The organism is Massilia phyllosphaerae, from assembly GCF_034659755.1.
Classification (GTDB): Bacteria; Pseudomonadota; Gammaproteobacteria; order Burkholderiales; family Burkholderiaceae_D; genus Telluria; species Telluria phyllosphaerae.
Genome location: NZ_JAXSQX010000005.1, coordinates 123,864 through 146,797, shown reverse-complemented (window position 1 = coordinate 146,797; position 22,934 = coordinate 123,864). Strand labels below are relative to the sequence as shown.

The following is a 22,934-nucleotide window of genomic DNA, read 5'->3' as shown; positions in this document are numbered from 1 at the left end:
TATGGAAATAGCGGACTCCATTGACGCTTGCAAGAGACTATTACACTCGAGGCGATTCAGGCTACACCTTTTCAATCATGTCAGCGCTGCTCATTAAAATATGCTGCGCGGAGCATTTCTAGATTTCGCTTTCGTGATCTTTCGATCTTTCGATCCAAGGGTTCGCTTCCTCTTCCTTGTAGCCATGGTCGATTGCTGCTTCGTGCATGAGGTTGTGCACCATGCGCAAAGTCGTCGAAATCATGCACGAATGGCGCCGCATTTTCTCAACCCCAGCGACTTGATAAAACTGCGGGATGGCCGGGCTGCCGTTTGCAGTCAGTGGGGGACTTGGTAACGTCGATGCTTTTCTTGGGGGTGCGGCCACACTTGGTTTCGCCATTCGTCCGGTAACCGGCTGGTCAATCAAAAACAGTGTTAAACCTGAAGCCAGACCGTCCCCCTCATCGGCTTACCAGGTGGCCTGGATAGTATTGCCGCTGTCGTGCTCGGCCGCATCCTTGAATGCCATTCCGCTGTTGGTGACGGTGTTGCCACTGATCGTCCAGTTTTTCGGGCCTGCGGGTTCCGTGTCCTCGACCGCATTGTCCTTCAGATAAACGGCGACAAATCCCGGCACGGTGTTGTTGACGATCGTATTTCCGCTTACCCGCGTGCCGCTGCTGTTGCCCAGCACAATGCCGCGAGGCAAAACGGGCGAGAGCGATGCGTTGTCACGGATCGTGTTGCCCTCGATTGTCGTGTCTTGGGTGCCAAATTCCACCGAAATACCCAGCGTATTGCCGACCAGATCGTTATCGTGGATCCAGTTGTCGACGCCGCTCTTGTCATGACCGCCGACCTTGTCATGGCCACCGCCGGAATTGCCCAGCGCGATCGCCGCCCGTTGCGAGTTGGTCACCGGATTACCTGTGATTTCGTTGGCGTATTCGTCTTCGCCGTGCAGGTCGATGGAATCCAGTCGCGTGCCATCGAAGTGGCTATTGGTGATCAGATTGTTATGTGTCCAGTACTGCACGATCACACCGTGACGAATATAGGGCGCCACGGTCGTATTATTGTCGAGCTTTACGAAATAAGTGTCTTTCAGTGGGTTACCCAGGAAGGGGTTTGTCGTGGCGTCCGCATGCGAATCACCCATGATGACAAAACCGTAACCGGCACCGCCCCCGCCGACATCCGTGGCGTTGCGGGCGATGGAATTCTTCACCACGATGTCATGCGAACCGCCGCCGATACGCACGCCGATACGGTCGAACTTTTCGCATACGATGCTGTCGATCGTAACGTTGTAGGTGTTTTTGCCAGTCGCAATCATGTTGAGCGGACCGCCGGCGGACAGGTTGTTGCTCCCCGTATCGGTGGAGTAGGTACCGGCCCAGGTCGATGTGAAGGTCAGCTGGCTCACCACGATATCGTGCAGTCCCATGATGCTCATGGCCGAGCCTGTTAGGGAAAGGCTGGATTTGATGATGGACCCATCACGGCTTTGCCCCATGATATGGACGCCGCTCTTCTTCAAGGCAATCGTGGAGACGTTGTACGTTCCGTTGGGAAAATAGACGGTACTGCCAGGCGCGACATTGGCCAGCACGGCATCGATGGCGGCCTGATCGCTGCTCGCGTTATCGGCGAGATCGATGCTCTTGCCTAATTCGGCTGCACGGGTGAGGACATTGACGATTGTGGGTGCAGGGCTCGGAGCGGGAATCACATGCAGGGTGCCGTCGGGTTCGCGCAGGCCGGGATTGTTGGGGGCGACCGTGATGGATGTGGTCGCCAGAATTCTTGCAGTGCTTGCGCTGGCGGTCGTGTTATCGCCACCGCAACCTGCGAGCAGCATCGTCATGGTCATGCCGATCACAGACATCCTTGCCTTCCGGTTTTTGATATGCATTGTCGTCTCCAGTGAACCCATTTTTTAATAAAGAGCGTTTTCATTCGACCGGCAAATAAATGTGCCTGTAACCTCCTGACTCGCAACCCCGACATGCAGTGTGTCTCCGCATTTTTGCATCGCAAGGAAAGCGTCGAGCGGTCTATCCCGGGGCCTGGCGTTTGAAATAGGGTTTGATGGACGGAATCGCGGCGATCAATTCCGCCTCGACCATGTCGGCGAAAAATGCCGCGCCCTTGGCACCAACGTGGGTGTAGTCGAACGCCTGCTTTGGCGCGCCGACGACTTCGACGCCGTTCGCATCGGCAGCACGGCGCTCTTCCTTCGGCGCCATCGCCAGCGTGTCCGCTTCTTTTGGACCCATCGCCTGCACGGCAGCGATGCTGTCGGCATGCAGGTCGAGGAAGGCAGCATGTTGGCCGGTGGCGGCCACGCGGGTGGCCTGGGCCCAGGGTCCCAGCGTGTCATGGAGATAGGGGCCCCTGAAGGTACGGCGGGCAAGCGGCGTCACCAGGACCGGCACCCCGCCGAGCGCTTTTGTCTCGCTCGCGTAGCGCGACATATTGGGCCCGAACCCGGTGACCAGGTCGGTCGAGCGCTTTCCCTTGCCTGGCTGGTCATTGTGTCCGAACTGGATCAACACATAGCTAGCGCTGAAAGCACCCCCATCGCGCAGCAGTGCCTCGACGTCGGCCCATCGCTGTTCCTTTCGGAAGGTCGACGTGCTGCGCCCGCCGCGCGCCAGGTTGATGCACTTGACTTCTGAAACGAAGCGCGCGCACAAGGCGTCACCGTAGCCGCTTCCCCTTGCCATGGTCGAGTCGCCGACAAGGATCACACGGACAGGCTTGGGTTGTTTGGCGGCGGCGGTAAGCCCACCGAAAAGCGCGGCGGCAAACGATAGGGCGAGCGTGAAAAGGCGTGGTGTCATGGCGATCTCCTGAACTGACGCGTCGCCCTTCACATTCACTGGCAGCGCATCGGGTCGAGCCAATTTACATGATTGTCTATTTAACTGCAACGATTTAGTGCATCGATATAGTTGATCGATGGAACGTGTCGTGTCGACGATGGTATTTTGCGAAAAGAAGTCAGCGCTGTATGGGACGAACCCGAGACCGATCGGCACCGGCATCGGCGGCCGGGGCGGAGCGCTTCGAACATGCCCTCACGGGCCGGGTGAAACGGCGTGCCCCGGCGGCGCGGTCGATGCCCGCACGATCAGATCCGGTGCGAACAAGGCGCCGCTGGGCGCGGAGGCCGGCGCCAGGATGCGCTGGACCGCCGCGTCGGCCATGGCCTGGATCGGCTGGCGCACCGTGGTCAGCGCCGGATCGTGGGCAGCCGCGAAGAAAATGTCGTCGATGCCGATCAGCGAGCAATCCGCAGGGATCCGCTTGCCCAGCTGCTTCAGTCCTACCCCGACGCCAATGGCCATCATGTCGTTGATGGCGATCGCGGCGGTCGGCCTCGAAGGCGCTTCCAGAATGCGCGCCGCGCCGCGGCGGCCCATCTCGAACAGCTGGGTATCGCCATGCGGGTCGCTCGGGATGTCGAAGGCGTCGGTGATCAATAACTCGCCGCTGATGCCGGCTTCGGCGACCGCCTGCTGGAAGCCGCGTACCCGTTCCTGCCGGTTGAGGGTAAAGGGTGGGGGCGTCAAGAGCGCGATCGCGCGGTGGCCGAGCGCGACCAGATGCGCCACCGCCATCGCCGTGGCAGCGGCGTTGTCCATCGAGATGGTATTGATGTGGGCATGGTGTTCCCCGGTGTGCTTGATGTCGAAGGCCACCACCGGACAGCGCATCGCGATCGACGCCAGGTAATTCGTGTCGCTCAGTGCCGAGCCGCTGATCACGCCCTGCACGCCATACGCCAGCAGGTCTGCCGTCAGCGTGCGTTCGCGTTCCGGGTCGCGGAAGGTGCTGAAGGTCATGACGTGACAATGGTAGCGCGCGGCGGCAGCCTCCACCGCGCAGGCCAGCGATCCGAAGAACTGGTTGGCCAGCGACGGCACCAGCAGGCCGACCATGGCGGCGACGCCGGTTTTCAATTGACGCGCGGCGATGTTCGGCCGGTAGCCCAGCTGCTTAATCGCCCATTCGATCTTGGCCTGGGTGTCCGGGCGCATCTGGCCCATTCGGTTGTTCAGGTAGTTCGAAATGCTCGAGGGGGATACACCCGCGAGACGTGCGACATCCTGGATCTTTGGTTCGCTCATGGTTTCTCAATCGGCTCGGCATCCGGCGCACGGCATTGCCGCCTGGACAACGACATTATAAGCCATCGTTCTAGTAAAACGTTGCAAGGGCCGAGTCGTATGCACGTATGCGGAGAATGGCGTGTCGGCGAGCCTGTTGAGGCTGGCGATGGGAGCACCCGGCGGGCCTGAACCCGGCCGGGCGAATTGCAGGGACGTGTCTTCTGTATCGTTACAGTAATGGCGCGAACGAAGGCGGGCGCTGGTTCAGAACGTGTAGGTCGCCCGCAGGTTGAAAGCCCGGCCGATGGGGCTGGCCTGGCCACTGAGGTAGCCTTCGTTGCGGTAATTCGCAGCCGGCGGGTCGCGGTCGAACACGTTGTTCACGCCGCCCATCAGCGACCACTTGCGGAACCCGGTATACACGAGCGACCAGTTGACCAGCAGGTAGGGATCGATGCGGTGGTAGAACAGGGAACCCGCGTTCAGGTCCTCGAAGCTTTGCCGGTACTGCTCGGACAGCGTCGAACTCCAGTGGCCGCCGCTGCTGCGCCACTTCTGCGATGCCGTATAGCGCCAGCGGTAGATGAACAGGTTGGCGTCGAGCGGACCGAAGGTGTTGACGCTGTCGATCCAGGGACTGTCGTTCGTCAGCCGGGTGCAGAAGTTGTGCACGTAGGTGCCGTCGAGCTGGACGCCGAAGGTGCCCCAACGCGTGCGCGGCAGCGTGTAGGTGGCCGTCACGTCGACGCCGTCGGTGCGCTGGCCGCCCATGTTGTTCAGGCGGTCGTCGATGTACAGCAGCGCGTTGGTCTTCGGATCGCGCACGAACAGGCTGGCGTACTGCGGTTGGAACAGCGTGGCCTGCGCCATCTGGCCGATCGCGTCGCGCAGGCGCACGTTCCAGTAGTCGAGCGAGACCAGCAATGACCGGGTCGGCGTGAGCACGACGCCAAAGTTGATCGTGCGTGACTTCTCGGGCCCGATCGCGGGATTGGCGCCCGTGTTGACCGGAAGCCTGGCGGTGCACACCGTGGTGGGAGAATAGCCGGGCAGGGCGGTACCCCCCGAATTGCCGCCGACCGCTCCGCCAGGGCACAGCAGTGGATCGTTGTAAGTGGTGGTGGTGACGCCGGTCGGTCCGTTGACGGCACCGAAGTAACGCTCGCCCAGCGTCGGCGCGCGAAAGCCCGTGCCAACCGCGCCGCGCAGCATCAGCCAGCCGGACGGCTTGTAGCGGAAGCTGAGCTTGGGATTGGTGGTACTGCCGAAGTCGTTGTAGCGGTCGGTACGCACGGCGATGTCGATGTCCAGTGCCTTGGTCAATGGCGCGTCCAGTTCCACATACATCGACGTCACGTTGCGCGACGCGTGGACGTCGAGCGCGGCGGTGGACGAACCGGTCTGGCCGCCGGACAGCGCGACGCTCGGCGGCACGAACGATCGGCCAAAGTCGTGATAGGCCGTGGCGCCGGCGGCGACGGCCAGCGCACCGCCCGGAAGCCGCATCAGCTCGCGGCTGACCGTCAGGTCGGCGCCGGTAAGGCGCGTCAAGCCCTTGCCGGCCAGTTCGCCATTGGTCGAGATACTCGCAAGGTAGGACTTCCCTTTCTCGTCCTGCAGGCCGAAGGGGTTCAGTACGCCGTTGGACACGCCTGCCAGGAGGCCATAGCTGTTGACGAAGCCGGAACGGAACGAGGAATTGGTCGCGTAGACCGCGTTCCACAGGCCGACCTTGTAGTCCCAGGCGCCAAGGCGGCCTTCGTCCTCGAGCGTCACGCGCGACTGCGACTTCTCGTAGTTCAGCACGGTCGGGCCGAGGTCGCCGATCAGCGACCACCCCAGCGTCAGCGTCTGGTTGGTGATCCCGGCCATCGCGGGCGTGATGCCCTTGCCCGGATAATACGGGCTGCTGGGGGTGATGGTCAGCGCTGGAAAATTCGGAATCGAGGCGTCCAGGCCCGTGGTCGGGTTCTTCACCGGACGGACATAGATCGTCGAATACAGCACCGAGGCCGTGAGCTTGTTGTCCTCGGTCAGCATCTTGGAACCCTTGAGGAACAGCGAGTTCTGCTTCTTTGCCGTGGTCAGCGTCAGGGTGTTGGCGTTCGCGATCGAGGAGCAGGTATTGCTGGTGCCCGGCGTCGAATACGGCGGCAGGCAACCGCTGTCGTAATACGGGCTGCCGGTGATGGTCTTGTTGCCGACCTTGGTCGAGCCGTTGGCCAGCGTGACGTTGGCCGGCACCGCGTTGGTGCCCTTGGTCAGGTGCGGCGCCGCGAAGCCCGCGCTCATCAGCCGTTCGCTGCCGGTGATGTCGGGACGCGCCTCCTGGGCGAGTGGAATGTTTTTATTCAAGTCGCCCGTGACGTAGACATTCCAGCCGTCGCGCGCCAGATTGCCCTTGCCGGCGATGAAGGAGAGCCCTTTGGTCTCGCCACCGCCGCTGCGCTGCGGCACGCTGCCCTTGACCGTGAACGAGGCGCCGCTGTACGCCTTCCTGGTGACGAAGTTGATGACGCCGCCGATGGCGTCGCTGCCATACACCGACGAGGCGCCGTCGCGCAGTACCTCAGTGCGGTCGAGGGCGCTGACCGGGATCGTGTTCGGGTCGATGGCGCTGTCGGACAGGCGCTTGCCGTCCAGAAGGACGAGGGTGCGTGCGGTTCCGATGCCGCGCATGTTGGCCCCATTGCCGTTGCCGGCGCCGGTGGCCGGCTCGTAGTCGGCCGCGGTCGACATCGACATCAGGACGTCGGCGACCGTGATCGCGCCCTGGGCGATCCAGTCCTCGGCCTTGGTCACCGTGACCGGCAGCGCCTGGTCGGCGGCGGACCGCTTGATGCTGGAACCGGTGATTTCGACCTTGCTGATCGAGTCGTCGACCGACGTTTGCTGGGCACGGGATGCGGACGCCAGGCCCAGCAGGGCCAGCGTGACCGCCGCGGCGATCGGTACGCGGGCGAAGCGCCCGGTATGGTTTGTCGTATTCAAAGCCTTGTCTCCTTGATGTTGTCGTTGGCTTATTGAGCGGAGCGTGCAAGCCGCCACGCTTCGAAACGTGCACGGGTCTCGGGCGCGGTCGGCGGGTACAGGCCGATGATGCCGGCGCCGTTCGCCACCTGCTCGAGCACGAAATCCTCGAAGCACTCCTGCTCGGCCCCGTCGCGCGCGACCTCGTGGGCCAGGTGCGCCGGGATGCAGACCACGCCGTCGTCGTCGCCGACCATGATGTCGCCGGGATAGACGGCCACACCGCCGCAACCGATCGGTGCGTTCAGGTCGAGCGCATGATGGCGAATCAGGTTGGTTGGTGCGGACGGGCCCGCGCACCACGCAGGCATCGCCAGGCGCGCGATGCCCGCCGCGTCGCGCAGGCCGCCATCGGTCACGATGCCGGCGACGCCGCGTACCTGCAGGCGGGTCGCCAGGATGCTGCCGGCGGACGCCACCGACACGTCGCCGCGGCAATCCATCACGAGCACGGCGCCCGCCGGGATCTGTTCCACGGCGGCGCGCTGCGGGTGGTTCGGATCGCGGAAGACATCGATGCCGTCGAGGTCTTCGCGCGCCGGGATATAGCGCAGCGTGAACGCGGGGCCGGCCATGCGCTGCCCGGTCTTGAGCGGGCGCGCGCCCTGGATGAACACATTGGCCAGGCCGCGCTTGAACAGCTGGGTGGTCAGGGTGGAGGTGGAGATCTTCCGCAGCGCCGCCAGCAGTCCGGGTGTGATCGGCAGGTCCGGGATGGTCATGGCTGGGCCCCTTCGCGCTCGAAGATGGTGCCGGTGAACGTAACGTGTTCGGCCGTGATGCGCCTGGCCGCATAGTAGCGGTCCCATTGGGCGCTGCTGATCGTGTGCTTGCCGGTGTCGGGATCGAGGGCCTGCAGGTAGTCGCCGAACTTGAAGTAGATGGCGCGCTCGTCCGGCTTGATGCGCGTATGCGCTTCGCGCCGCATGCCGTCGGGCCCGATGACGGCCACGTTCGCATCGCCGCCGGCAAAGCGGATGTCCAGGTCGAACGGCTGGCCGGCGCGCACCGTGCCCAGCGCCGTGGTGGCCTCCTTGCCATCGGTGCCGAGCATGCGCACCAGGATGTCGAACACGCCGTTGCCGGCCTGGCCGTCCAGGCCCTGGCGGTCGGCCGTGTCCTGCACGTAGACCTTGACGATGGTGTCCAGGCCTTCGACGTGGTACTGGGCGACGATGGTCTTGGCGCCGTCCGGCAGATGCGCCGTCACGCGCGCGGCGAAATGCTCGCGCGTCAGGGCGGCGCTGCGGCGCAGCTTGGCGGCGATCTTCAGTTCGTTGCGGTAGCCGTGGCCATGGCCGGAATCGTATTTCGCGTCGAGCGCGCTGAAATGCAGCGTGCCGTCGTAGGGCACGGCGTACGGCGTCTTGCCTTCGACCTCGAACAGGCGTTCCAGCGCATCGCGCGGTGTGAAGGCCGGCGCCGCCGAGGCAGGACGCGGCGCGCTCGCCAGCGACGCCAGCGCCAGGGCGCAGGCCAGGGTGAGGATGGCGTTCTTCATTTGAGCATCTCCAGCAGCGTTGCCTGCATGGCCTCGGCCCACAGCTTGTAGCCTGCGGGACCCGGGTGCAGCTGGTCCGGCATGATGGTGTTGGGGATCTTGCCGTCCTGGCCCAGGAACACCGCGTTGATGTTCAGGAAGCGGATGTCGCGGCCGTTGTCGAGCAGAGCCAGGTCGCGGTTCACGGCCTCGATCGTGCGCATGCGCTTCGCCGCTTCCTCGACCCCGGCCTCGGTCACCGGCTTGCCCGTCCGGTCGCGCGGGCCGCGCGGGAAGATGCCGAGCACCAGGATTTTCGTGCCCGGCAGCTTGGCACGGATCATGCCGATGATCTTGCGGTCGGCGGCGGCGATCTCCTCGGCCGGGTCATCGAGGCTGTTGTTGGTGCCCAGCATGAAGACCACGAGCTTCGGCGCGATGCCGTCCAGTTCCCGGTGCTCGATGCGCCAGATCACGTGGTTGGTGCGGTCGCCGCCGATGCCGAAGTTGGCCGGCTGGTACTTGCCGTAATACGCCTCCCAGATGTGCGGGGCGATGTGCCAGCGCTCGGTGATCGAGTCACCCAGGAACAGCAGCCCGATCGGGCCGCTCCTGGCGCGCGCTAGGATGGCGTCGTGTTTTTTCAGGAACACGCCGTCGTCCTTCTTCTCGACCGCTTGCGACGCGCCCGGCTTGTTCGATGCCGCATGCGCATGGACGGGGCTGGCCGCCAGCGCGAGCGCCAGCAGCAGGGAATTACAAAACGCAGGTTTCATCGAGGTCTCCAGTCTTCTTGTGCGATAGATGGGGCTGCACGCGGTCGACCCGACCGCCCAGCCACAGGGATAGGAATACGAGGGGCAGCAGCAGTGCGCCCAGGATAAAAAAGGGCGTGTAGTCGCCGCCGACGGTCAGGATCGGCACCAGTTGCATGCAGACGATGACGCCGAGCACGGCGGAGGTCCCGCTCAGGCCCGCCAGGGTGCCCACGGTCTTGCCGGAGTAGAAATCGCTGGGCAGGGTCTGGATGTTGCTGATGGCCGCCTGGAATCCGAACAGGATCACGCCGATGGCCAGCACCGCCAGCACCGGCGTGGCCGCGGCGGCGCTCAGGATCAGTGCCGGGAACATCAGCAGCAGGCCGGCCGCGATCACCGACTTGCGGGCCCGGTCCACGCTCCAGCCGCGCGCCAGCAGGGCGCCGCACAGCCAGCCCCCGGCCAGCGCCCCGAACGCCGCGCCGACATAGGGCACCCAGGCGAACATGCCGATCGCCTTGACGTCGAAGCCGAAGCGTTCGTTCAGGTACAGCGGCAGCCAGCTGACGAACAGCCACCAGACCGGGTCGATGAAGAAGCGCGCCGCGATCACGCCCCAGCTCTGGCGGTGGCGCAGCAACTGGGCCAGCGTGGGGACGTAGTCGTCTTGCGGCGTGTCGGGGCCGCGCGCACCGGACAGGATCAGTGCGCGTTCGTCGGCACTGATCCACGGGTGCGTGGCCGGTCCTGACTTGTACACGATCAGCCAGGGAACGATCCAGATGAAGCCGAGCGAGCCGATCAGCACGAAGGTCGCTTTCCACCCGTAGGCCGCATACAGCAGGGCGACCAGCGGCGGCGCGATCACCGACCCGAGCGAGGCCCCGGCGCCGAAGATGCCCTGGCCGAGCGCGCGCTCGCGCACCGGAAACCATTCCGCGATGGCCTTGGTGGCGCCCGGCCAGTTGCCCGCTTCACCCACGCCTAGCATCGTGCGGAACAGGCTGAACGACAGTGCCGAGCGCGCCACGTAGTGCAGGGCGATCGCGCCGGACCAGACCACGATCGACAGCATGAAGCCGATCCGGGTGCCGAGGGCGTCGAACAGCTTGCCGAACAGCGACTGGCCGACGGCATAGCCGACCAGGAAGATCGTCACGATGTTGGCGTAGTCGCGCTTGTCCATGCCCAGTTCGGACGCGATGCCCGGCCACATGACCGCCAGCGCCGAGCGGTCGATGTAGTTGATGATCGTCGCGGCCGCCACCAGCGAAATGATCAGCCAGCGCAAGCCTTTGATGGTTTTCATGTCCGTGTCTCCATAGGGGTTCTCGTCCCGCCGCAGCGGGCTGGCTCTTCGGCCAGTTGGGCGCGGTCCGGCAAGCCTTCGCAATCGCCGCGGCATTGCACGACGCAGGCGCCGATGGCGCAGCCGCGCGCGGCGGCTGCGCGCAAGTCCAGGCCGTCGAGCAGCGCGCTGATGACGCCGACCGCGAAGCCGTCGCCGGCGCCGACCGTGTCGACGACGCGCGGCACCGGTACGCCCGGCACGACACCCGCATCGACGCCGGCGCCGGCAACCCAGGCGCCCTCCGGCCCGAGCTTGACGACCACCTGCCGCACGCCCCGTTCGAGGTAGTAGCGGGCAATCCCGGCCGGATCCTCGCAGCCGGTCAGGAGCCGTCCCTCGGCCAGGCCCGGCAGCACGATGTCGGCTGCGCAGGCGAGCGCGTTGACGGTCTCGATCATCGCGGCCGGCGACTGCCACAGGCGCGGCCGCAGGTTCGGGTCGAAGCTCACGGTGTGCCCGCCGGCGCGGGCCTGGCGCGCCAGTGCGAACGCGAGCTCCCTGCAGCCGCGCGACAGGGCCGGGCAGATGCCGGTGAGGTGCAGCAGGCGCGCCCGTCCGAAATCGCTGTCGGGCGCCGGCATGTCGCCCGGCGACAGGTGGCTCGCGGCCGAGCCGCCCCGGACGTAGTCGACCTCGGGATCGGCGCCGTCGACCGTCATCTGTTTGAGCATCAGGCCGGTCGGGTAGCGCGCGTCCATTGCCAGGTGGCGCAGGTCAAGCCGCTCCTCGGCCATGAAGGTGCGCAGGCGGCGCCCCAGGCTGTCCTGGCCCAGCCTGCCGATGTAACCGACACGGAAGCCCAACCGCGACAGACCGACGGCGACGTTCAATTCGGCGCCCGCGGTGGCGCGCTCGAATGCGTCGACGGCCTCCAGCGGACCCGGCGTGCGCGCGATCAGGAGTGCCATCGCCTCGCCCACGGTCACGACGTCGGGTACCGTCATGGGCGGCGCTCCGCGATCGACAGGGTGGTCACGAGCGTGGCGTCGCGGCTGGCGGGCAGCGACAGCCGCAGGACCGTGCCGCGTTCCTCGGTCGGGCCGCGGTCGACGTGGCCGGGCGGGCCGGCGGCAACCACGATCCCCGGCTCGATCACGGCCTTGGCGCCGGTCGTGCCGACCTCGACCGCCAGTGCGGCCGGGGCGCCCTGCACCAGGTAGTGCTGGCCACCCGTGCTGGCGATCGCGCTGTCGCCGTGGACCTGCGCGGTCAGCACCACGGGCTTGCTGGCGCGCAGCGTATCGATCACGGTCCACACGCCGCCGGCGTAGCGGAAGCGGCGCTGCAGCTGTTCCACGCCGAGTTCCGGGCGGTAGGCGCCGGTCAGGTCGGCGACCAGTTCGGCGCCATCGCGGCCCAATTTGACGCTGGCGAAGCGGATCGCATCTAGGCGCGCATACGGGTAGTCGCGGAAGGCGTCGTGCCCGCCGCCCTCGTTCGCCTGGCCCTGGCCGTCGATCAGCAGCGTGTTGCTCAGCTTGCTGGTCGGGATGCCCGCATAGCCCATCGGTCCGGTCAGGTAGGTCCCGGCACCGTACAGGATGAAGCTGCCGGCGTCGGGGTGCGCATGGCCGGTCTCGAGATGCCAGTCGGGCAGCCGGCCGATCAGGGACGCGACATGGTGGCCTTCCGGCGGTCCGGCGCGGAAGGCGAATGCGGTGGCGCGCGGCGTCCAGTCGCTGCGCCAGTACACGGTGCCGAGCTCGTCGAAATGGTGGTAGGGCGGCAGTGCCGCCATCGGCGCGGCTGCCAAGCCCGGGTCGCGCCAGAGCAGGGTCCAGAAGTCTTCCGCACAGACGTGGCCGAGCGAGGCCATCCAGTCAGCCACCCCCTGGGCCTGCGGATCGGCAAAGCGCGCGGCCAGCCGGTACAGCAGGTTGTAGTTCGAGTTCAGCTTGCCGCCAGGATGGGTGCGTGCCGGTTCCTCGCCTTTGCGCGCGCGCGTGACCGGGCCCTCGAACACGTCGCCGAAGTCGTAGACGTCCTGGCCGTTGGGCGTCAGCGAATGCGCGAGGTACAGGTGCGCGCGGCGCAGGGCCGGCGTGTCGTACAGGTCGTCGCCGGCGGCATGGGCGAAGGCGTCCAGCGCGTGCACGATCCACGGCATGGAGAAGATCCAGTACTCCACGCCTTCGTAGAAGTAACCGTCGGGCGACGCCACTTCCAGCACGCGGCTGAAGATGGCGCGCGCCAGGGCCGCCCAGCGCGCCGCATCCGGCGTCTCGTCCCACAGCGCGTAGGCGGCCACGGCCAGGCCGGCGACCGGGATGAAGCAATGGTTCTGGCTGTACGAGTAGGATTTGCCCGGGGCCGGCATGAAATGCGCGGCCAGGATGCCGGCCTGGCGCACCAGCTTGTCGCGGTAGCGCGTGCGTTCGGCGGGCGTCAGCACGTCGTACAGCAGGTCGTAGCCGGCGCCCAGGCCGTACAGCAGGTGGCCGGCGGCCAGGTCGATGTCCGGCTTGCTGTAGGTGTAGCCCCAGACCGGGTAACTGACGGCGGCATCCATGTAGCGCCGGGCGGCCTCGAGATAGCGGGCGTCGCCCTCGATGCGGTAGGCCAGCGCGGCGCCGATGATACCGATCGCGGTATCGTTCTGCGCGCGCCGCTTCTGTGCCGGCGCGGCCGCCGGCGGCTGGCGCATGGCGATCAGCCCGGCCAGCGCCGCCTGCCACTGCGCGCGGTGGCTGCCCTTGGCGCGCGTGCGCAGCGCTTCCAGGCCGTCGGCGGTGACGAATACGCGCGGATGCACGCCCTGCAGCGCGCGGCGCAGCGGGGCCGGGTGGGTGGCCATGAGCGCCTGCAGGGGATGCGGACCGGCCATCGGCTTGCCGCGGCCGGTGCCGAGCGACTCGCGCTCGTCCTGCGCCAAGGCGTTTTGCAGGGCCAGCGCCGGCAGTGACAGGCCGGCGCCCAGGAAGCGGCGGCGTGTGAAGGTGGAATTCATCGCGTGCTCCGCTCAGTACAGGCCCAGGCCGCCGTTGACCTGGACGATCTCGCCGGCCAGGAAGGCGGCGCGCTCGGACGCCAGGAAGACCACGACATTGGCCACGTCCTCGGGGGCGCCTTCGCGCCGCACCGGCGTGCGCTCCGCGATGGCCTGGCGGTTGGCCGGCGTGTTGAAGGTGTCGTGGAACCGGGTCGCGATCAGGCCCGGCGCCACGCCGTTGACGCGAATGCCCAGCGGACCGGCTTCCTTGGCCAGCGCGCGCGTGAACCCGGCCACGGCCGCTTTCGACGCGGCGTAATGGACCGAGCCCGGACCGCCGCCGTCGAAGGCCGCCAGCGAGGACATGGTGATGATGGACCCGCGTTTGCGCGGTTCCATCCGCTTCAGGGCCGCCTGGCAGATCGCGAAAGTGCTGGTGAGATTCAGGCCCACGGCGTCGTCCCACAGCGACAGCGGCATCTCGGCGACCCGGCAGCGCTGGATCAGGCCGCCGATATTCGCGAAGATGACGTCGATCTCGCCGATCTCCTGTTCGGCCTCGGCGAACACCCGTTCGGCCGCGCCGCCCTCGCTCATGTCGGCATGGATCGCATGGGCGCGCCGGCCCATGGCGCGGATCTGCGCCACGACCTCGTCGGCCTCGGCGCTGCTGCTCCAGTAGGTCAGCACGACGTCCGCGCCTGCCTGCGCCAGCGCCAGCGAGCTGGCCTTGCCGATGCCCGATGCGCCGCCTGTGACCAGCGCTTTTTTTCCGATGAGTTCCATATCCTCTGTCTTCCTTTTCATGGTGGTGGTGTTGCTAGGTACGCGGTGCGGCGGTCGAGGCGCGGACGATCAGTTCCGGTGCGAACAAGCCGCCGTCCCCTGCCGTGGCGGCGCCTGGAGCGCGGATGCGCTGGACGGCCGTGTCGGCCATCGCCTGGATCGGCTGGCGCACGGTGGTCAGTGGCGGATCGTGGGCAAGCGCGAAAAAGATGTCGTCGATGCCGATCAGCGAAAAATCACGCGGCACCTGTTTGCCGAGCTGGCGCAGTCCGACGCCGATGCCGATGGCCATCATGTCGTTGATGCCGATCGCCGCCGTCGGCCGGCTCGCAGCCGACAGCAGGCGCGTGGCGGCGCTGCGCCCCAGTTCGAAGAGCTGGGTATCGCCGTGCGGGTCGCGTGGCGCCTCGGTCGCGTCCGCGATGATCAGTTCGCCGGTGAGGCCGGCGCGCGCGACGGCCTGCTGGAAACCCTTCAGGCGGTCCTGGCGGTTCAGGGTGTATGGCGGCGGCGTCACCAGCGCGATCGAGCGGTGACCGAGGGCGGCCAGGTGTTCCACGGCCAGCGTGGTGGCGGCGACATTGTCGACCGAGACGGTGGTGATGAGGTCATGGTTGTCGCGCGAATGCCGGATATCGAAGGCCACGACCGGACAGCGCGTGGCGATGTTCGCCAGATGGTCGGTGTCGCTCAGGGCCGATCCCGTGACAATGCCTTGCGCGCCGTAGGCCAGCAGGTCGGCCGTGACCACGCGCTCGCGCTCCGGATCGCGGAAGGTGCTGAAGGTCATTACCTGGCAGCCATGGCGTGCGGCCGCCGTCTCGATCGCGCAGGCCAGCGCACCGAAGAACTGGTTGGCCAGCGACGGCACCAGCAGGCCGACCATGGCCGCCACGCCGGTCTTGAGCTGGCGAGCCGCGCTGTTGGGGCGGTAGCCGAGCTGCGCGATCGCCTGCTGGATCTTGAGGCGGGTGTCCGGCCGCATCTGTTCCATCCGGTTGTTCAGGAAATTCGAAATACTCGTGGTCGACACGCCGGCCAGCCTGGCGACGTCCTGGATTCTGGGTTCGTTCATGGTGTCGCGCGGCCGCTCAGAAGGTCGTGTCGAGCCGGATCGACGTATAGCGGAACGCGTCGCGGGCCGGCTGCCAGCCGTAGGATTTGATATCGGGCCCGCTGGTCTGCTTGAAATTCAGGAAGGAGCCGACGTTGCCGACCGCGTAGTGCTTGTCGAGCAAGTTGCGCACCCCCACGGACAGCTTGTAGCGTCCCCTGGCGTCGCTGACATGGGCGCCAAGGTCGAGGATGCCGTATCCCGGGCGGTCGAGGCTCGGGTCCTGGCTGATCGCGCCGCGCACTGCCGACTGGGTGCGCCACTGGGCATTCACCGCCGCCGGATAGGGCAGCCACGCGACTTGCGGCAGCGTGTATTCGGCGCCCAGCGACAGCTTCCACTTCGGCGAATTCGGCATCGCGCCGCCGCTGGCATCGCGCAGGTAGGCGCCCGGTACCAGGCGGTTGGGGATCGTGCAGTCGGTCGCGCCCGTGTAGCAGGTCCCCTGGTCCCAGACGCGGATCGTGGCGCGCGTGAAGGCCAGGTTCGCGTTCAGCAACAACGCGCGTGTCGCCAGCACGGTGGCGTCGGCCTCGACGCCGCGCGTCTGGATCGACGGGATGCTGTACAGGACGCTGGCCAGGCTGCCGTCCGAAAAGCGCTCCGTGGCCGAGGTCTGGTAGTCGCGGAAGCGGGTCTGGAAGACGGCCGCGTTGAAGGTGGCGCGGTTGTGCCACAGGTTCGCTTTCAGGCCGGCTTCCAGGCTGAGCGCCTTCTCGGCAGCCAGCGGCAGGTGGGCGAACACGTTCGGGTTGTTGGCGCCGCTGGTCATGTCGTAGGCGACGCCCTTGCTGCCGGTGGAGACGGTGCCGTAGGCCATGACGTCCGGCGTGACGTGGAAGCTGTAGCCGAGCTTGCCCGTCACCGCCGTCGCCTTGTGCTGCGGGGCGACGTAGTCATATTCGCCGGTGTGGACGTTGTTCGGCGCCGACGACGACAGGCTGTCGATGGTATGGAAGGCATAATCGTTGGTCTCGCGGTTCAGGCGCAGGCCGGCGGTCAAGCTGTGCCGGGCCGCGACATCCCAGTTCGTGTTGGCATAGATCGCGTGGTTGAGGACGCCCGAGCCGGTAAGGTAGTTGGTGAAATTGGTTTCCTTCACCGATGGGTTGCCCCGGTAATACGTGCGATCGATCGTATTGCGCGACGCCCATGCGCCGACCAGGTAGCGGAACGCACCGCCGTCCGGCGAGGTCAGGCGGAATTCCTGGGTCGAGGTCTTGCTGGCGGTGGTCCCGTTGAGCATGGGCGGCTCGGCGATGCCGGACGGCTTGCCGCTCGCGTCCACCTGATAGTAGGTCGAAATCAGGTCGATATTGTCGTTGTCGCGGAAGTCGTTCGACAGGTTGTTGTCGACCGACGTGATCGACGTCAGTGTATGGCCGGCCAGCAGCGAGGCATCCGGGAACGCATACGTGGCGCGCACGCCGACGCCGCGGTCGGTCGACGCCAGCCCCGTGGGCGAGTCGTTGCGGATATCCCGGTTCCACGGTCCGATGTGGATGCCGCGCAGGACCGCGGTGTTCGACAGCGCCGTGTAATTCTTGTTGTAGAGGTAGCCGACACCCGGATCGATGGCGACGATGGCCGCCGTGTTCCCGGTCGCCAGCGAGTGGTCGAAATGCGGCGCGATCATCAGGTCGAGGTCGGGCGTCACCCGCCACTGCAGCTTGGCCAGGAAGCTCCTGCCACCCGAACCGTTTTGCATCGTGTCGTTGGTCAGGTTGTGCAGCATGCCCGGAAAGTCGGTCTTGCTGGCGTACAGGCGCAGGCCGACGTCGTCGCTCAAGCGCCCGCTCAGGGCGGCGGAGGCGCGGTATTCGTGGTCGCTGGTGCGGTAGAGGCTGACTCGGGTCTGCATCGGGCCGGAGCCGATCGGCTTGGTCGTCATCAGCACCGCGCCGGCAATCGAACTTTTGCCGAACAGCGTGCTTTGCGGACCCTTCAGCACTTCCACGCGCGCCACGTCGGACGCATCCTTGAACGCTTGTTGCGCCTGCGAGTAAGGGATGTCATCGACCAGGATCGCGACGTCGCCCTCGATCCCGAGGTTGTTCGACGTGGTGCCGATACCGCGCATGTTGATGCTGTTGGTGCCGACCTGGGTACCGACCGAGAGCGACAGGGCGGGAGACAGGTTGACGATGTCGACCAGCTCGCGCACGTTGTTGCGCTGCAGGGTTGCCTCGCCCAGCACCGAGATCGATGCGGGGACGTCCTCGAGCTTCTCGACGCGGCGGTTGGCGGTCACCACGATTTGCTCGAGCTTGGGCTGCTGGTAGGAAGCAACCTGGCGGTCGGCCACCGGCAGCGCGGTGCTGTCCGCCTGTTGGGCGTGGGCGGGCGCCCAGGCCAGCAGCGCCAGCGCCGTTGCGGCGGCGATCGGGCGACGTGGGCAGGGTGAAAGCCCGGATGCGGTGTTGGCCAGCATGTTGTCTCCATTCGTTATTCTTATATTAACGATTGCTGTTTTCTGTATCGTTACAGTAATTACTTAAAAAATTTTGGCACCCGAAGCTGCCAGAAGGTCTTGACGCCTTCTGTATCGATATACTGTAGCGATGCAGTAGAGGATATATCAATGGCTCCGGGTGTCAACCGGTTTTTTACGTCAAGAATGATTGGCGCGGGAATCGCGCCGAGTGCCTATCAAGTCGGCTTGGTTTGACCGTGTGGAAGAAGGATGCGCTCGATGTACTGTCGCGTCGTTCGCGACCCGCCTGATCCGCAACGGCGCCCAACAAGCTGCGCTACCTAGCGCGCAACAACGGACCGGCAGAGGTCTCGGCAAATGGCATCGAGGATGGTATCGAGTTTTTCGCGCAGGAGAAACCGCCGGTGATTCAACGAGTTGCCACACTTATTGATATTCGAGTGGGAGCGAGTTTCCTTAGGGAAATTTAATTTTCGCAGTCTTTGGAAGCTCGCCTCGTTTTGGCGAGCGTTTTACAAAATAACGTACGCAAAAAGTCCTCGTTGCGCTTACTTAAGCTTAGCAATCGGGTGGAACTGCCCTCGCGACTGAGCACACGATTATTGCCAGGGACTGATGTGCGCCCATTGCTGTAGCGAACTGGCCAGGCAGCGGCCTGCAAAGCCGTCTGGACGTGTTCGACTATCGTCCTCACCTCCATCCTGCGACATGCCGGGTCGTGGAGCACATGTCATTTAGCCGCAGGTTCCTGTCCGGGAACCGCGTGAGCTTTTCCGAACCTGGTCCGATCGGTCGGTCAATGCACCGTTTCGCGGCGGCTTTCGGCCGGTAGGCGAATACGGGAACAATCAACAGCTTGAGCGGCCCCTGGCCGGGCCGGGCTCATTTGCCGACAGAATGGGGCGGACCCGAAAACAGTGCCAGCGGCACTGCCTTGCCCATTGCCTCGTAACCCGCATCGTTCGGATGCAGGTGGTCGCCGCTGTCGTAGGCTGGCAGGATGCGTGTCGGCCGGGCCGGGTCGCGCAAGGCCCGGTCGAAGTCGATCACGCCATCGAACTCGCTGCCGCGGATCCAGTCATTGACCGCCATCCGCATCTTTTCCTTCTCGCTTGAATAATACTTGGCGCCTTCGAAAGGGCTCAAGGTCGCGCAGTAGACCAGGAGTCCGTGCGCATGCGCGCGTGCGATCAGCTGACGGTAGCCGGCGATCAAGTCCGTGGCGCCGCCTGGCAGCGGGCTGTCGTCGCTACTGTGGCCGATGTCGTTAATCCCCAGCATGACCGTCACATAGCGCACCCCGGCCGTGGCAAGGACGTCGCGGTCGAAACGCTCCAGGGCCGCGCGGCCGGCCAGCGAGCCCGGTGGCGGGTTCGAAAGCAGGCGGTTGCCGCTAATGCCGCGGTTGACCACGCCCAGCGCACGGGCGGCGCCGTCCTGCGCGGCCGCCAGGCGCCGCTCCAGGACATCCGTCCAGCGGCGGTTGCGGTCGGCCGTGCTGCGGAAACCATCGGTGATCGAATCGCCGAAGGCCACGATGGCGGCGCCTTCGCCTTCGCCCTCGACGTCGACCTCCGTCAGGAAGGGCCAGGTACCGAGGCTGGCCTGCCCCGGCAGGCTGGCCGCGGCGGTGAAGTCGCCCGGTGCGGATACCTGGCTGGTCTGGTTGGCGCCCGAGTGCAGCGTGTTGACTGTCGCGGTGCCTGGCAGGTAGAGGCTGACCGCCAGGTCGGCCTGAGCCGGCACGTCAAGCTCGACCGGATCGGACAGCACCGGCGCCCCGGGCGCGATCGTGATCGACGGGTTACCGGAGAAGGTGAGAGGCCGGTCGCTGCCGGCCTTGACGGCGCCGCCGCCGGCATGCAGCGCGATGCGGGCCGTGCCGATAGCCAGCGGGCTGCTGCCCATCTCGTTCGACAGGCGGATGCGCACCCGCTTGCCGCCGGCGCTGGTGTGCACGACCAGGCGTAGCGTCTAGTTGCTGAAGGTCTGCGCCTTGCCGGGCAACGGCGCCCCGGCCGGCCCGGCGCCCCAGGTGCCTACCCAGTGTCCGTCGTCCAGCGCCAAAGCCGGCATGGGCAGCGCGAGGGCGCTGGCGATCAGGCCGGCGAGCGGTAAGGTAGCGAAGCACAGCTTCATCGGTGGTCCGTTGGATGGTTGGCTTGTTGCGGGGGACGCACCCCATCTTAGCCCCACTGGATGAGCGCATGTAATCAACTCGGCGCACAATTCCTTGCACTTGCAATGAACAGTGCGCCATGGTGCGGGGTGTCATGCTATAAATGCTTCACATGTGAAGTATTCACTGGCTAACGTTTGCACCGCACCGTTTCCGAAAGCCCATCATGTCCCATCCTTCCACGTCCCCCGTCCGCCGCCAACCCCGCATCACCGGCGGCCTGTTCATGCTTGCCGGCCTGTTCCTGGCCGGCGGCGGCCTCTACCTCGCCATCCTCGGCGGTTCCTGGTATTACCTGATCGCCGGCCTCGGCGTGGTATTGACTGGCGCGGGGCTGTTTGCCAGTCGGCGCTGGGCGCCGCACGTCTATGCAGCCGTCCTGGCCGGCACCGTGCTGTGGGCGCTGGCCGAAGTCGGGCTGCGCGGCTGGGAGCTCGAGCCGCGCCTGCTGGTGCCGACGCTGCTGGGACTCTATCTGTTGCTGCCATGGATGGCGCCGCGCCTGGGCGGCGGCACTGGCCGGTATGGCCGCGCCCAGCTGCCCCTGCTGGCGTCTGTCGTGCTGTCCATCGCCGTCGGCGCCGCATCGCTGACGCACTCGGTCGGCGTGGCCGGCCAGTTGCCGCTGGACCAGCATGTGGTCGAGGCATACGACCGCTCCGTGCCCGATGCGGACTGGCAGTTCTACGGCCGTACCGCGAAGGGCGACCGCTATTCGCCGCTGGCCCAGATCACGCCTGCCAACGTTAACCGATTGAAGGTCGCCTGGCAGGCGCAAACGGGCGATACCATGCGCAAGGGCGAGGACGTCGGCGGCACGGACGCCGGTCACGAATTCAACTTCGAGGATACGCCAACCAAGATCGGCGACACCGTCTACGTCTGTACCGGTCACAGCTGGGTGGTCGCTTTCGACGCCAGGACCGGCAAGAAGAAGTGGACCTACAACCCGCATGCCGACACCGACGCCGATGTCTACCTGGCCTGTCGCGGCGTCGCCTACTACCGGGCGCCGGCCGGTGCCCGGACCGATTGCCCGGCCCGCATCATTGCACCGGTCCTGGATGCGCGCGTGATGGCGTTGAACGCGGAAACCGGCAAGCCTTGCGAAGACTTCGGCGAACACGGCTTCATCTCGCTGGCGCGCTACCTGGGTCATGTGCAGAAGGGTTTCCACTTTGTCACCTCGCCACCGCTGGTGCTGCACGACCGCCTGATACTTGGAGGCTGGGTCTGGGACAATCAGGCCGAGCACGAACCTTCGGGCGCGGTGCGCAGCTTCGATCCGCTGACGGGCGACTTGGTATGGGCTTGGGACGTGGGCCACACGCCGCATACCTTCAAGCCGGGCCCGGGCGAGGAGCTGACGCGCGGCACGCCGAATGCGTGGGGCGTTTACACCGCCGACCCCGACCTGAACCTGGTCTACCTGCCGATGGGGAACGCGACTCCGGACTATTTCGGCGGTCACCGTCGACCCTTCGACGAACAGTATTCGAGCGCTATCGTGGCGCTGGACATCACAACGGGCGAGGAGCGCTGGCACTTCCAGACCACCCACCACGATTTGTGGGACATGGACTTGCCGATCGGTCCGTCGCTGGTCGACGTGCCGGACCCGGCCCAATCCGGCAAGACCGTGCCGGCGCTGGTGCAGACCAACAAGCGCGGCGAATTCTTCATGCTGGACCGCCGCACTGGCACGCCGCTGGCCAAGGTCGAAGAGAAGCCGGTGCCGCAGGGCGCCGCGCCGGGCGACTATGTGACGAAGACCCAGCCTTTTTCGACCGGCCTGCCGTCGTTGACCCCGGCCAACCTCAAGGAAAACCACTTGTGGGGCGCTACGCCCTTTGACCAGATGATCTGCCGCATCCAGTTCCGCAGCTTTAATTACCAGGGGCAGTTTACGCCACCAGGCCTGAAACGCACCATCGTCTACCCGGCCTTCGACGGCGTTATCGACTGGATGGGCGCCTCGGTCGATCCGGATCAGAAAGTGGTGATTGCCAACGCCAACTACATCCCATTCACCGTCCAGCTGATCCCGCGTGAAAAGCCGGAGAAAGAGGGCGTGATTCCGGCCTGGAACGGTAAGGGCGAGCAGCCGCTGACGACCGCACCCTATTCGCCGCAGTACGGCACGCCCTACATCGGCAGCGTCCACCCGTGGCTTAACCCGCTCGGCGTACCGTGCAACGCACCGCCGTGGGGTACCTTGAGCGCGATCGACCTGAAGTCGCGCAAGATCGTCTGGCAGCACCCGGTCGGCACCACGCGCGACACCGGCCCGTTCGGCACGCATGTCAACCTGCCCCTGAAGACCGGTATCTTCAACATCGGCGGCAATATCGTCACCAGGGGCGGCATGGTGTTCATGGGCGCGACGGCCGACAACTACATGCGCGCTTTCGACGAGCGCACCGGCGAGGAGCTGTGGCGCGCGCGCCTGCCGGCCGGCGGCCAGGCCACGCCGATGTCCTACGCGGTCGACGGCAGGCAGTTCGTCGTCATCGCCGCAGGCGGCCACGGGGGCCTGGGCACGAAGACCGGCGATTATGTTGTCGCGTATAGCCTCGATGGCAAATAAGATGAACTGCGTTCATGAAGATCACGCGACTTGGTGCGTGAGCGCATGAACACCTGCGACCGGGTCGGCGGCGACCGCCTGCATGACGTCGTCGACGGCATCGCGGCACGCCGCGAAGTGTGTTGCGACACCAAGATGAACGGCACCGACGACCCGGCTGCCGAGGCGTAGGCGGAGACCATGGGC

The 22,934-nt window shown here is 65.8% G+C and carries 18 protein-coding genes; 2 read left to right on the top strand and 16 right to left on the bottom strand.

Annotated elements, in window-relative coordinates; translation table 11 throughout:
* Positions 1-118 precede the first annotated feature (118 nt).
* The 16 genes from U1H99_RS19550 to U1H99_RS19475 form a co-directional block, all read right to left on the bottom strand.
* Complete coding sequence (locus tag U1H99_RS19550; protein WP_323143386.1) at positions 119-382, bottom strand: hypothetical protein; 264 nt, start codon at positions 380-382, stop codon at positions 119-121.
* A gap of 69 nt (positions 383-451) precedes the next feature.
* A complete protein-coding gene (locus tag U1H99_RS19545) occupies positions 452-1,897 on the bottom strand; it encodes a NosD domain-containing protein (protein ID WP_323143385.1) in 1,446 nt (481 codons plus the stop codon).
* 142 nt (positions 1,898-2,039) lie between these two features.
* Positions 2,040-2,828, bottom strand: coding sequence for a rhamnogalacturonan acetylesterase (locus tag U1H99_RS19540; protein WP_323143384.1), 789 nt, complete (start codon positions 2,826-2,828; stop codon positions 2,040-2,042).
* Positions 2,829-3,065: 237 nt separating this feature from the next.
* A complete protein-coding gene (locus U1H99_RS19535; protein ID WP_323143383.1) occupies positions 3,066-4,118 on the bottom strand; it encodes a LacI family DNA-binding transcriptional regulator in 1,053 nt (350 codons plus the stop codon).
* Between the two features lie 246 nt (positions 4,119-4,364).
* The gene (locus U1H99_RS19530) at positions 4,365-7,091 is read right to left on the bottom strand and encodes a TonB-dependent receptor plug domain-containing protein (RefSeq protein WP_323143382.1); all 2,727 of its coding nucleotides are present in this window, start codon (positions 7,089-7,091) and stop codon (positions 4,365-4,367) included.
* 29 nt (positions 7,092-7,120) lie between these two features.
* Positions 7,121-7,852 carry a ribonuclease activity regulator RraA gene (locus U1H99_RS19525; RefSeq protein WP_323143381.1) on the bottom strand — a complete coding sequence of 244 codons (732 nt, stop codon included), beginning with the start codon at positions 7,850-7,852 and terminating at the stop codon, positions 7,121-7,123.
* Entirely contained in the window at positions 7,849-8,631 is a 783-nt protein-coding gene (locus U1H99_RS19520) for a polysaccharide lyase family 7 protein (protein WP_323143380.1), read from the bottom strand. The genes U1H99_RS19525 and U1H99_RS19520 overlap by 4 nt, the downstream gene beginning before the upstream one ends.
* Entirely contained in the window at positions 8,628-9,386 is a 759-nt protein-coding gene (locus U1H99_RS19515; protein ID WP_323143379.1) for a GDSL-type esterase/lipase family protein, read from the bottom strand. The genes U1H99_RS19520 and U1H99_RS19515 overlap by 4 nt, the downstream gene beginning before the upstream one ends.
* Positions 9,367-10,677: an MFS transporter gene (locus tag U1H99_RS19510; protein WP_323143378.1), complete on the bottom strand. Its 1,311-nt coding sequence runs from the start codon at positions 10,675-10,677 to the stop codon at positions 9,367-9,369. Before U1H99_RS19510 ends, U1H99_RS19515 begins: the two co-directional genes overlap by 20 nt.
* Positions 10,674-11,663 carry a sugar kinase gene (locus tag U1H99_RS19505; RefSeq protein ID WP_323143377.1) on the bottom strand — a complete coding sequence of 330 codons (990 nt, stop codon included), beginning with the start codon at positions 11,661-11,663 and terminating at the stop codon, positions 10,674-10,676. Before U1H99_RS19505 ends, U1H99_RS19510 begins: the two co-directional genes overlap by 4 nt.
* Positions 11,660-13,666: a DUF4962 domain-containing protein gene (locus U1H99_RS19500; RefSeq protein ID WP_323143376.1), complete on the bottom strand. Its 2,007-nt coding sequence runs from the start codon at positions 13,664-13,666 to the stop codon at positions 11,660-11,662. The genes U1H99_RS19505 and U1H99_RS19500 overlap by 4 nt, the downstream gene beginning before the upstream one ends.
* Before the next feature lie 12 nt (positions 13,667-13,678).
* Positions 13,679-14,434, bottom strand: a complete 756-nt coding sequence (locus U1H99_RS19495; protein WP_323143375.1) for an SDR family NAD(P)-dependent oxidoreductase — start codon at positions 14,432-14,434, stop codon at positions 13,679-13,681.
* A gap of 34 nt (positions 14,435-14,468) precedes the next feature.
* Positions 14,469-15,509 (bottom strand): LacI family DNA-binding transcriptional regulator, encoded by a 1,041-nt coding sequence (locus U1H99_RS19490; RefSeq protein WP_323143374.1) that lies wholly within the window; start codon positions 15,507-15,509, stop codon positions 14,469-14,471.
* Positions 15,510-15,525: 16 nt separating this feature from the next.
* Positions 15,526-17,979: a TonB-dependent receptor gene (locus U1H99_RS19485; RefSeq protein ID WP_323143373.1), complete on the bottom strand. Its 2,454-nt coding sequence runs from the start codon at positions 17,977-17,979 to the stop codon at positions 15,526-15,528.
* Between the two features lie 885 nt (positions 17,980-18,864).
* Positions 18,865-19,941 (bottom strand): SGNH/GDSL hydrolase family protein, encoded by a 1,077-nt coding sequence (locus tag U1H99_RS19480; protein WP_323143372.1) that lies wholly within the window; start codon positions 19,939-19,941, stop codon positions 18,865-18,867.
* 15 nt (positions 19,942-19,956) lie between these two features.
* A complete protein-coding gene (locus tag U1H99_RS19475) occupies positions 19,957-20,121 on the bottom strand; it encodes a hypothetical protein (protein WP_323143371.1) in 165 nt (54 codons plus the stop codon).
* A 206-nt stretch (positions 20,122-20,327) separates the two neighbouring features.
* Here U1H99_RS19475 and U1H99_RS19470 point away from each other — a divergent pair, with 206 nt between their 5' ends.
* The gene (locus tag U1H99_RS19470) at positions 20,328-22,748 is read left to right on the top strand and encodes a membrane-bound PQQ-dependent dehydrogenase, glucose/quinate/shikimate family (protein WP_323143370.1); all 2,421 of its coding nucleotides are present in this window, start codon (positions 20,328-20,330) and stop codon (positions 22,746-22,748) included.
* 45 nt (positions 22,749-22,793) lie between these two features.
* On the top strand, positions 22,794-22,919 hold the full coding sequence (locus tag U1H99_RS19465) for a hypothetical protein (RefSeq protein WP_323143369.1): 126 nt from the start codon (positions 22,794-22,796) through the stop codon (positions 22,917-22,919).
* Positions 22,920-22,934 lie beyond the last annotated feature (15 nt).

Bases quoted from the DNA above. Each gene is read 5' to 3' on its own strand.
- U1H99_RS19470 (WP_323143370.1), top strand. From the start codon at position 20,328: ATGTCCCATCCTTCCACGTCCCCCGTCCGCCGCCAACCCCGCATCACC.
- U1H99_RS19535 (WP_323143383.1), bottom strand. From the start codon at position 4,118: ATGAGCGAACCAAAGATCCAGGATGTCGCACGTCTCGCGGGTGTATCC.
- U1H99_RS19545 (WP_323143385.1), bottom strand. From the start codon at position 1,897: ATGCATATCAAAAACCGGAAGGCAAGGATGTCTGTGATCGGCATGACC.
- U1H99_RS19505 (WP_323143377.1), bottom strand. From the start codon at position 11,663: ATGACGGTACCCGACGTCGTGACCGTGGGCGAGGCGATGGCACTCCTG.
- U1H99_RS19550 (WP_323143386.1), bottom strand. From the start codon at position 382: ATGGCGAAACCAAGTGTGGCCGCACCCCCAAGAAAAGCATCGACGTTA.
- U1H99_RS19485 (WP_323143373.1), bottom strand. From the start codon at position 17,979: ATGCTGGCCAACACCGCATCCGGGCTTTCACCCTGCCCACGTCGCCCG.
- U1H99_RS19490 (WP_323143374.1), bottom strand. From the start codon at position 15,509: ATGAACGAACCCAGAATCCAGGACGTCGCCAGGCTGGCCGGCGTGTCG.
- U1H99_RS19510 (WP_323143378.1), bottom strand. From the start codon at position 10,677: ATGAAAACCATCAAAGGCTTGCGCTGGCTGATCATTTCGCTGGTGGCG.
- U1H99_RS19515 (WP_323143379.1), bottom strand. From the start codon at position 9,386: ATGAAACCTGCGTTTTGTAATTCCCTGCTGCTGGCGCTCGCGCTGGCG.
- U1H99_RS19520 (WP_323143380.1), bottom strand. From the start codon at position 8,631: ATGAAGAACGCCATCCTCACCCTGGCCTGCGCCCTGGCGCTGGCGTCG.
- U1H99_RS19465 (WP_323143369.1), top strand. From the start codon at position 22,794: ATGAACACCTGCGACCGGGTCGGCGGCGACCGCCTGCATGACGTCGTC.
- U1H99_RS19500 (WP_323143376.1), bottom strand. From the start codon at position 13,666: ATGAATTCCACCTTCACACGCCGCCGCTTCCTGGGCGCCGGCCTGTCA.
- U1H99_RS19540 (WP_323143384.1), bottom strand. From the start codon at position 2,828: ATGACACCACGCCTTTTCACGCTCGCCCTATCGTTTGCCGCCGCGCTT.
- U1H99_RS19525 (WP_323143381.1), bottom strand. From the start codon at position 7,852: ATGACCATCCCGGACCTGCCGATCACACCCGGACTGCTGGCGGCGCTG.
- U1H99_RS19495 (WP_323143375.1), bottom strand. From the start codon at position 14,434: ATGGAACTCATCGGAAAAAAAGCGCTGGTCACAGGCGGCGCATCGGGC.
- U1H99_RS19475 (WP_323143371.1), bottom strand. From the start codon at position 20,121: ATGAAGCTGTGCTTCGCTACCTTACCGCTCGCCGGCCTGATCGCCAGC.